The organism is Vulcanococcus sp. DEBay_Sum29NL08_54, assembly GCF_017859255.1.
Taxonomy (GTDB): domain Bacteria; phylum Cyanobacteriota; class Cyanobacteriia; order PCC-6307; family Cyanobiaceae; genus Vulcanococcus.
This window is the reverse complement of the sequence record NZ_JAFMNJ010000024.1, coordinates 18,874-27,365: the sequence shown is the minus strand read 5'-3', so window position 1 is coordinate 27,365 and position 8,492 is coordinate 18,874. Positions and strand designations below refer to the sequence as shown.

The 8,492-nt window shown below is 64.1% G+C and carries 9 protein-coding genes, 1 tRNA gene and 1 pseudogene; 6 read left to right on the top strand and 5 right to left on the bottom strand.

Annotated elements, in window-relative coordinates; all coding sequences use genetic code 11:
- Positions 1–130: pseudogene (locus tag QZ186_RS08575) on the bottom strand (3-methyladenine DNA glycosylase); the annotation flags it as partial.
- 95 nt (positions 131–225) lie between these two features.
- Between QZ186_RS08575 and QZ186_RS08570 the strand changes: the two are divergent.
- The 3 genes from QZ186_RS08570 to gatC are packed head-to-tail and all read left to right on the top strand — an operon-like array spanning position 226 to position 1,490.
- Positions 226–363: a hypothetical protein gene (locus tag QZ186_RS08570; protein ID WP_247476292.1), complete on the top strand. Its 138-nt coding sequence runs from the start codon at positions 226–228 to the stop codon at positions 361–363.
- Positions 364–410: 47 nt separating this feature from the next.
- Positions 411–1,187, top strand: coding sequence for a creatininase family protein (locus tag QZ186_RS08565; protein WP_296416458.1), 777 nt, complete (start codon positions 411–413; stop codon positions 1,185–1,187).
- A gap of 9 nt (positions 1,188–1,196) precedes the next feature.
- Positions 1,197–1,490, top strand: coding sequence for an Asp-tRNA(Asn)/Glu-tRNA(Gln) amidotransferase subunit GatC (gene gatC, locus QZ186_RS08560; RefSeq protein WP_010314539.1), 294 nt, complete (start codon positions 1,197–1,199; stop codon positions 1,488–1,490).
- 3 nt (positions 1,491–1,493) lie between these two features.
- Here the strand turns inward: gatC and crtR are convergent, their stop codons facing one another.
- Both crtR and QZ186_RS08550 read right to left on the bottom strand, forming a co-directional pair.
- Positions 1,494–2,519: a beta-carotene hydroxylase gene (crtR, locus tag QZ186_RS08555; RefSeq protein ID WP_296416457.1), complete on the bottom strand. Its 1,026-nt coding sequence runs from the start codon at positions 2,517–2,519 to the stop codon at positions 1,494–1,496.
- A 47-nt stretch (positions 2,520–2,566) separates the two neighbouring features.
- A tRNA-Leu gene (locus QZ186_RS08550) sits at positions 2,567–2,648 on the bottom strand.
- 51 nt (positions 2,649–2,699) lie between these two features.
- Here QZ186_RS08550 and QZ186_RS08545 point away from each other — a divergent pair.
- Together QZ186_RS08545 and ileS are read left to right on the top strand one after the other, a co-directional pair.
- On the top strand, positions 2,700–3,245 hold the full coding sequence (locus QZ186_RS08545; protein ID WP_296416456.1) for a Ycf66 family protein: 546 nt from the start codon (positions 2,700–2,702) through the stop codon (positions 3,243–3,245).
- A 114-nt stretch (positions 3,246–3,359) separates the two neighbouring features.
- The gene (gene ileS / locus QZ186_RS08540; RefSeq protein ID WP_296416460.1) at positions 3,360–6,224 is read left to right on the top strand and encodes an isoleucine--tRNA ligase; all 2,865 of its coding nucleotides are present in this window, start codon (positions 3,360–3,362) and stop codon (positions 6,222–6,224) included.
- Here the strand turns inward: ileS and QZ186_RS08535 are convergent.
- Together QZ186_RS08535 and QZ186_RS08530 are read right to left on the bottom strand one after the other, a co-directional pair.
- A complete protein-coding gene (locus QZ186_RS08535) occupies positions 6,221–6,535 on the bottom strand; it encodes a hypothetical protein (protein WP_296416455.1) in 315 nt (104 codons plus the stop codon). The two genes, ileS and QZ186_RS08535, sit on opposite strands and share 4 nt — an antisense overlap.
- A 9-nt stretch (positions 6,536–6,544) precedes the next feature.
- Entirely contained in the window at positions 6,545–7,162 is a 618-nt protein-coding gene (locus QZ186_RS08530) for a DUF3177 family protein (RefSeq protein ID WP_010314528.1), read from the bottom strand.
- 50 nt (positions 7,163–7,212) lie between these two features.
- Between QZ186_RS08530 and QZ186_RS08525 the strand changes: the two genes are divergently transcribed.
- Entirely contained in the window at positions 7,213–8,487 is a 1,275-nt protein-coding gene (locus QZ186_RS08525) for an FIST N-terminal domain-containing protein (RefSeq protein ID WP_296416453.1), read from the top strand.
- Positions 8,488–8,492 lie beyond the last annotated feature (5 nt).

Below are 8,492 nucleotides of genomic sequence, written 5' to 3'. Positions count from 1 at the left end.
CCACCACGCCCCAAAGCAAGCTGCCGTCCTCTTGGCGTTTCACCAGCAGGCAACCAATCAAGTCGGGGGCGACCAGCTCGGCGGGGCGGGCGAAGAAGGCTTGGGGGAGCGCTGGAGGTTGCTTCGGCATCGCCACCACCAAGCAGGCAGGTCACAGTTAACCGACCCTGCGCTGCGCGCGAAAGCCGCGGACGCCAGAATCAGCCCATCGGCTCAGCCCCGGCGATGCACACCGAAGGATTCACCCTCGCAACGGTCTTGATTGGCGGCAGCGGGCTGTTTGTCTTGGCCACCTTGTTCTTCGGAACCAAAGGCGGCTACTACGACACGGACAAGTACGACGGCAACGGCACCGCGCACTGACGCGGCCGAGATCTAGGGATACTGAAGCGATCTCACGCCTCACCCCCGTGACTGCTCACTGCACCGAAGACATCCGACTGCAGCTGCGGAGCTGGCCTGAAGTGGAGGCCTATCTGACCCAGAACAAAGGGGTGATCATTCCCCTGGGGTCCACCGAGCAGCACGGACCCACCGGAGCCATCGGCACCGACGCCCTCACCGCCGAAGCCGTGGCCCTGGAGGTCGGACGGCGCCTAGGAGTCCTGGTCACCCCGGCCCAGGCCTTCGGCATGGCGGAGCACCATCTGGGCTTTGCCGGGACCATGAGCCTGCAGCCCTCCACCCTGCTGGCGGTGCTGCATGACCTGATCCTCTCCTTGGCCCGCCACGGGTTTGAGCGGATCTACGTGATCAATGGCCATGGCGGAAACATCGCCACCTGCAAGGCAGCCTTTGCCCAGGCCTACGGCACCGCTGCCGCCCGCGGACTGCCCAATGCCGCTCAACTGCGCTGCAAGCTGGCCAACTGGTTCATGACCTCAGAGGCCATGGGCCTGGCCCGAGAGCTCTACGGGGACAAGGAAGGACACCACGCCACCCCCAGTGAAATCGCCATCACCCTGGCGCTCGAGCCCAGCCTGGAGAGCAAGCAACAACCGTTGCCCGACCCAGCACCCGCCGGACCAATTCACAGCCCCGAGGACTTCCGCCGCCGCCACCCCGATGGCCGCATGGGCTCCCATCCCTCCTTGGCCACTGCCGAGGATGGCCGCCGCTTTTTGGACGTGGCCGCGACGGGGCTGGTGGCTGATCTGGAGCGCTTTTTAAGCGAGTCGGCCAGCTAGGTTCACCCCATGAGCAACATCAGCGCCGACGACGTCCGCAAGGTGGCCAAGCTGGCTCGCCTCGATCTGCCCGAAGACAAAATCGCGACCTACACCGGTCAGCTCGAGCGGATTCTCGATTACGTCGACCACCTGCAGGCCGTCGATACCGATGGCGTTCCCGCCACCACCCGGGCTGTCGAAGTGGTCAACGTGACGCGCGAAGACACCGTTGTTGCGACCGACGTGCGGGAGCAACTGCTCAACGAAGCCCCTCTGCGCGAAGGCGACTTCTTCAGGGTTCCCAAAATCCTGGCTGAGTGAATCTCAGCGCCTGGGCGAGACAGCCGTGCGGTGGAGCAGAGCCACCACGTGGCGCCTTGCCCTGAAGGACGGCAACAGTCCTGCAATCGGACGAAGTTTGCTGCGGCGGCGGCGGTGACTGCGCACGCCCAGAACGATGTCGTAGAGGAAGTTCGTTAAATCGCTCTTGGTTTCAAACAAACCGAGGCGCTGAGGCGAGCCCTTGGCATCCAGGATTGGCTTGGTGGCGTGATAAGCCGGCCGATACTCAAACCAGGGAATTGAAGGCCATAGGTGATGAACCAAGTGATAGTTCTGACCCATGATCAGCCAATTCATTAAACGCCCCGGATAGACCCTGGCGTTGTGCCAACGGTTGCGGGACGAGAAGGGGCGGTGAGGCAGGTAATCAAAGAACAAGCCCAGGGTCACCCCGACCATCAGGGCTGGCGCGAACCAGACATTGAAGATGAAATCAATGAAGCCATATTTGATCCCAGCTAGCACAATCGCGAAGAAGATTCCCCGGGCAATCCCCCACTCAAGAAGCTCATGTCCGCGCCAAAGCTTGCGCTGGAAGAAGAAGTACTCGTGATAGAAAAAACGGGGCGCAATCAGCCAAAGCGGACCGAAGGTGCTGACGATGTGATCCGGATCATTCTTCGGATCATTCACATGGGCGTGGTGCTGCAAATGCACCCGGGTGAAGACCGGAAAGCTGAAGCCCAACAGCAACGCCGCCCCATGCCCCATGAAGGCATTCCAGAAGCGACTGGGGTGCGCCGCGTTGTGGCAAGCGTCGTGAATGACCGTCCCTTCGAGATGCAGGGCGAGAAAACCCGTGGCCAGAAGCACAGGCAGGGGCCAACCCCAGAGGAACCAGCCCGCGATGCTCAACGCCGCAAGGGCATATCCCCCGAGGAACAGACCCACCGTTGGGTTCCAGGGCGCCGGGGGATCGAGGTATTCCCGAGGCACTGCGCTGACGGAAGCACGCACCTCTTGGCGTCCAAGCTCTTGCAACTCAGATGGGGCCAAGGTTTGCGTCATTCCTACTGAATAAGGGCCAGCTTAGAAAAACCGACCTCTCGAACGGATGCCCACCGGGGGACTTGAACCCCCACGACCGAAGCCACTGGTACCTAAAACCAGCGCGTCTACCAATTCCGCCAGGTGGGCAGGCGACGACTGTAGAGAGCGGCCCAGAATGGGGTCAACGCCTCAATTCCGATGCTGGCCACCCTTGGCGGAACCCTTGCCCTGCTGGTGGGCCTGACGGTGATGCTGCTGCCGCTGCTCGCCACTGAGCTCAGTCGCCCCCGCGATGCCGCCTGGGGGGCTGTGGTTCTGCTGCTGGGGCTGACCCTGGTCACCAGCGCGGACCGGCTGACGGGCTCCCCGATGCTGGCCGTCCTCTGCGGAGGCCTACTCATTGCCCGCCTCGGCAGCGAGGTCCTGCAAAGCCGTTGGCGCATGCTCAGCCTCGAGGAACAGCAGCGCATCGCGTCCATCGAGCGCTGGCAAACCAGCCTGAGCGAACTCTTCAGCAGCAGCACCCAGGCCGCTTCGGTCCTGAACGAAACGGGTGGATCGCTCCTGAACGCTTTCAAAGGCGGGCCCAAACCGGGCAAGAGCAGCAAGCGCTGGGTTCGCGCTGAAACCGAGAACGCCGCTGAACCCCCTTCCGCTGTTGAGCCCACCATCGAACCCACTGTGGTGGCTTCCTTTGATGAGGTGGAGGAGCTGATCGAGGCCTCCAGCCCCCAAGCGGGATAATCGACCCTTGCTGCCCCAAGCGCTGTGACCGCCAGCACTGCTTCCGAGTCCTCCGCCAACGCCGGGCAGATTTCCTACAAGGACACCCTGAACCTGCTGAAAACGCCCTTCAACATGAGGGCCAATTCACAGGTGCGCGAGCCCGAGATCCAGGCGTTCTGGGCTGAGCAGCGGCTCTATGAGCGCCTGAGCGAAGAGAACACAGGTCCCTGCTTCACCCTCCACGACGGGCCGCCCTACGCCAACGGCGCCCTGCACGTCGGGCACGCGCTGAACAAGATCCTCAAGGACATCATTAATAAGACCGCCCTGCTGCAGGGCAAGCGGGCTCGCTTCGTCCCCGGTTGGGACTGCCACGGCCTACCGATTGAGCTGAAGGTGCTGCAGGGGCTCAAGAGCAGCGAGCGGGCTGAGCTCACCCCCGTCAGCCTGCGCAAGAAGGCCCATGCCTACGCCCTCGAGCAGGTGGAAGGCCAGAAGGCTGGTTTCCGCCGCTGGGGCATCTGGGCCGACTGGAATCAGCCCTACCTGACCCTGCAGAAGGACTACGAGGCCGCCCAGATCGGGGTGTTCGGAGCCATGGTGCTGGCCGGTCACATCTACCGGGGCCTCAAGCCGGTCCACTGGAGCCCCAGCTCCCGTACGGCCCTCGCTGAAGCCGAGCTCGAGTACCCCGACGGCCACAGCTCCCCCAGCGTGTTTGCCGCCTTCCCTGCTGTGGAACTCCCCAGCGAGCTGGCCGGCACCCTCGAGCAGGCGGGCCTGAGCCCCGCACAAGCCACGGCCAAAGGCGGCCTAGCTGTCGCCATCTGGACCACGACCCCCTGGACGCTGCCGGCCAACCTGGCGGTCTCCGTCAATGAACGGCTCGACTACGCCATCTGTGCCATTGAGGCCCAGGGCGACAACCCCGCACCAGCCGCCAGCCACCTGGTGGTGGCCGCCGAACTGCGGGAAAGCCTGGAAACCAGCCTGGGGCTGAGCCTCAAACCCCTGGTCAGCGTCAAAGGGAGTGCTCTTGAAGGCCTGCAATACCGCCATCCCCTGCTGGAGCGCACCAGTCCGGTCGTGATCGGCGGGGACTACATCACCACCGAAGCAGGCACCGGCCTGGTCCACACCGCCCCGGGCCATGGCGTCGACGACTTCAATACCGGCCGCAAGTACAAACTCCCGGTGCTCTGCCCGGTGGATGAGGCCGGAAACCTGACGGCAGAAGCCGGCCCCTTCGCCGGAACCAATGTCCTCAAGGACGCCAACCCAACGATCATCAGCGCCCTGGAAGAGACGGGCCTGCTGCTGAAGCAGGAGCGCTACGAGCACCGCTACCCCTACGACTGGCGCACGAAAAAGCCGACGATTTTCCGCGCCACCGAGCAGTGGTTCGCCTCGGTGGAGGGCTTCCGCCAGGCCGCCCTCGATGCCATTGCCCAGGTGGAGTGGCTGCCGGCCAGCGGCCGCAACCGCATCGAAGCGATGGTGAGCGAGCGGGGGGACTGGTGCATCAGCCGTCAGCGCACCTGGGGTGTGCCGATTCCCGTCTTCTATCACCGTGAAACCGGTGAGGTGCTGCTCAACGAAGCCACCCTCAGCCACATCCAAGGGCTGATTGCCGAGCACGGCGCCGATGTCTGGTGGGAGCGCGACGAAGCCGGGCTTCTACCTGAGACCTACGCCGCTGAAGCCAGCCAATGGCGCAAGGGCACCGACACGATGGATGTCTGGTTTGACTCCGGCTCCTCCTGGGCCGGCGTGCTCGGCGGCATCGAGGGCGCCAGCAGCCGCGCACCCCAACTGCACTACCCGGCTGATCTCTACCTCGAGGGCAGCGATCAACACCGCGGCTGGTTCCAAAGCAGCCTGCTCACCTCCGTTGCAGTCAACGGACACGCCCCCTACAAGCGGGTGCTCACCCACGGCTTCACCCTCGATGAGAAGGGCCGCAAGATGAGCAAATCCCTGGGGAACGTCGTCGATCCGGCGGTGCTGGTCTCGGGCGGCAAGAACCAGAAGCAGGAACCGCCCTACGGCGCCGATGTCCTTCGGCTCTGGGTGAGTTCCGTCGACTACTCCGCCGACGTCCCCCTGGGCCCCGGCATCGTCAAACAGCTGGCGGACGTCTACCGCAAGGTGCGCAACACGGCGCGCTACCTGCTGGGCAACCTCCACGACTTTGACCCCAGCAAAGACGCCGTTCCCTACGAAGAGCTACCGCTGTTGGATCAGTGGATGCTGCAGCGCACCGCGTCCTTGATTGACAGCGTCAGCGGCGACTTCGAGCGCTACGAGTTCTACCGCTTCTTCCAGGCCCTACAGAACTTCTGCGTCGTCGATCTCTCGAACGTCTACCTGGACATCGCCAAGGATCGCCTCTACGTCAGCGGCGCCAACGACTTCCGCCGCCGCAGCTGCCAAACGGTTCTGGCGCTGGTGGTGGAGCGGCTCGCCGGCTTGATCGCCCCAGTGCTGTGCCACATGGCGGAGGACATCTGGCAGAACTTGCCCTACTCCGTTGCCGAGACCTCAGTGTTTGAGCGGGGCTGGCCCACGGCACCCGAGCAATGGCGCAACAGTGCCCTTGAGCAACCGATGGCCCAGATCCTGGAGCTGCGCGCGCTGGTCAATCGGCAACTGGAAAGCTGCCGCAGCGCCGCCAAGCTGGGGGCCTCCTTGGAAGCGCAGGTTCAGCTGAGCCTCGGCGAAGGGAGCGAGACAACCCAGGCAGCCCTCACCTGGCTGGAGAACAGCGCCCACCCCAAGGTCGACAACCTGGCGGATTGGCTCCTGGTCTCGGCCTTGGAAATCGGCGGCTCAAACCCCGAAGCCGTGCTGGCCGAAGCCAGTGAGAACGGCATCACCGTCCAGATCCGCAAAGCGGCCGGTCAGAAGTGCGAGCGCTGCTGGCACTACGAGAGCGACATTGGCGAGCACGCTGCGCACCCGACCCTCTGCGGCCGCTGCGTCGAGGTTCTCTCTTAAAGCCAGGCGGATGGGTCGAGGTAAGTCTCGGCCCCGGAGGCGCGTGAGAGGCACTGCTCGGCCTGTGGGTTGAGCGGGCCCTGCAGCAGCTCGGCCTGCTCGATCCGGGCTGCCTCAGGCAGCAGGGGCTGATCAGGATCGAAATCCGTGGGGTGGGAGACGCTGCTGGAGAAGCCACGGAAGATCAGCAGCTCAAACGGCTCACATCCCTCACCCACCGGCAAAGCCCCCCGCAAACGCAAGACCCGATCAGCCCGGCTTCGGCTGATCTCCTCCAACTGCAGCAGCAGTTCAGCCACGCTGATCCCCATCGGCACGCCCTAGAAGCCGCCTGCGACCCGGCCCTGCTTGGGCAGGCGCACGATCAGCCATTGCAGAAGGCCAACGCCATAGGCCACGAGGGAGACGTAGCCGACAAAGGCAGCGATGGCCGCGGTCCAGCTGCCACCAAAGACGAAATCAAAGAAACCGGCGACTCCGCCATGGAGATCATCGGGGGCCTCGAGCCAAACCCTGCAGATCGGACGGGTCAATCCGCCACCAACGCAGTTGAGGGCCACGGCACTCAAGGCCGCACCAAGCAGGCCGAACACCGTGAGCCCCCAACGCCAGGCGCGCACCACAAAGGGCAAAGGGCGCCAGGGGGGCAAGTCCGCCAACTCCTCGTTGAGATCCACCCAGAACCAGACGCTGATCACCACCAGCAGCTGGGAGAGGACCGCCAGCAGATAACCCAGGGGACGGTTGTCCGTCAGCAGCAGCACCGTGATCAGCAGCAGGCTGGCGACCTTCCAATAGATCCCCATCAAGCGGGTGAGCGCCTGCTCCCGCTTCAATGCCGACCAAATCAGCAGCACCAGGGGCAACCCCAGGGCAAAAACCGCAGCCAAGCGGTAATCCAGCCAGACGAGGGTGCGATAGAGCAGCAGATCTGGCACTCAGCAACAGGCAGTCAGTGGTCATTATCCAGTGGCTGTAAGGTCCGCCGATGGCTTGGACCGCTCGCCTCTCTTCGTTGTTGCCCTGGCGACAAGCGCCGCAGCAGGCGCAGTGCACCACGGCACTGAGCTGCGAACCCGCCCTCGAAGCCGCCATCGCCGATCTGGCACAACAGCTCAGACAGGCCGGTCAAAGGGGTCCGGCGGACCTTGGTCTGGTCTTCTGCGCCAGCGCCTATGCCAGCGATCTGCAGCGGTTCATGCCCCTGCTGAAGCAGGCCATCGGAGCCCAGCACTGGCTGGGGTGCTGCGGCGGTGGCGTGGTCGGCACCAACACCGAGGGATTGGCCCAGGAGCTGGAACACCAGCCCGCCATCAGCGTGACCCTGCTCACCCTGCCCCAGACGCAGATCGAGCTCTTCAGCCTCAACAGCGATTCCTTGCCGGATCTCGACGGATCCCGGCAGAGCTGGATCGACTGGGCCGGGGTCGACCCCAACGGCGGGCATTCCATGCTTCTGCTCCTGGATCCCACCTGTACGGCGATCAACGACGTCATCAGCGGTTTGGACTTCGCCTACCCCGAGGCCCAAAAGATCGGAGGCATTGCCGGACAACACAGCGCCCAGCACGGCTCACTCTTGATCGGCGATGACGTCGTCGATGGTGCCATTGGCTGTTTGATCAAAGGGGACTGGCGCCTTGATCCGGTTGTCGCTCAGGGCTGCAAGCCGATCGGCCCAGTCTTTGAAATTGAGCAGGCCGAACGCAACGTGCTGCTGCGTCTCAGCCATGACGGGGAAGCCGACACGCCCGTGGCCTGCCTGCAAACAATCCTCAAGGGCCTCTCTCCAGAGGAGAAGGAGCTCGTGCGGCACTCGCTGTTTTTAGGGGTGGCCAAAACCAACTTCCAGCTGCCCAGCGATGGCGCCCCGGCATCAGGGCCAGCGGTCCTGGTCCGCAACCTGATCGGCGTCGACCCACGCACCGGTTCCGTGGCGGTGGCCGAGCGGCTGCGGGTGGGGCAGCAGGTGCAGTTTCAATTGCGGGACGCCGAGACCTCCAGACAGGAACAACAGCAACTCCTGGGGCAACAGCGAAGCCGTAACGCCGAGCCAATGGCCGCACTGCTCTTTGCCTGCCTAGGCCGCGGGGAGGGGCTCTACGGCTCCCCCAATGGCGATGTGGACGGATGCCGTCAACAATTCCCTGCTGTTCCCATCAGCGGTGCCTTCTGCAACGGCGAGATTGGCCCCGTCGCCGGTGCAACCCACCTGCATGGCTACACCGCCAGCTGGGGCTTTCTGGTGCCGAACACTCCCTGACTTCC

Excerpts from the sequence above, each read along its gene's own strand:
- QZ186_RS08570 (WP_247476292.1), top strand. The coding sequence starts at position 226 with ATGCACACCGAAGGATTCACCCTCGCAACGGTCTTGATTGGCGGCAGC.
- gatC (WP_010314539.1), top strand. The coding sequence starts at position 1,197 with ATGAGCAACATCAGCGCCGACGACGTCCGCAAGGTGGCCAAGCTGGCT.
- crtR (WP_296416457.1), bottom strand. The coding sequence starts at position 2,519 with ATGACGCAAACCTTGGCCCCATCTGAGTTGCAAGAGCTTGGACGCCAA.
- QZ186_RS08545 (WP_296416456.1), top strand. The coding sequence starts at position 2,700 with ATGCTGGCCACCCTTGGCGGAACCCTTGCCCTGCTGGTGGGCCTGACG.
- ileS (WP_296416460.1), top strand. The coding sequence starts at position 3,360 with ATGAGGGCCAATTCACAGGTGCGCGAGCCCGAGATCCAGGCGTTCTGG.
- QZ186_RS08535 (WP_296416455.1), bottom strand. The coding sequence starts at position 6,535 with ATGGGGATCAGCGTGGCTGAACTGCTGCTGCAGTTGGAGGAGATCAGC.
- QZ186_RS08525 (WP_296416453.1), top strand. The coding sequence starts at position 7,213 with ATGGCTTGGACCGCTCGCCTCTCTTCGTTGTTGCCCTGGCGACAAGCG.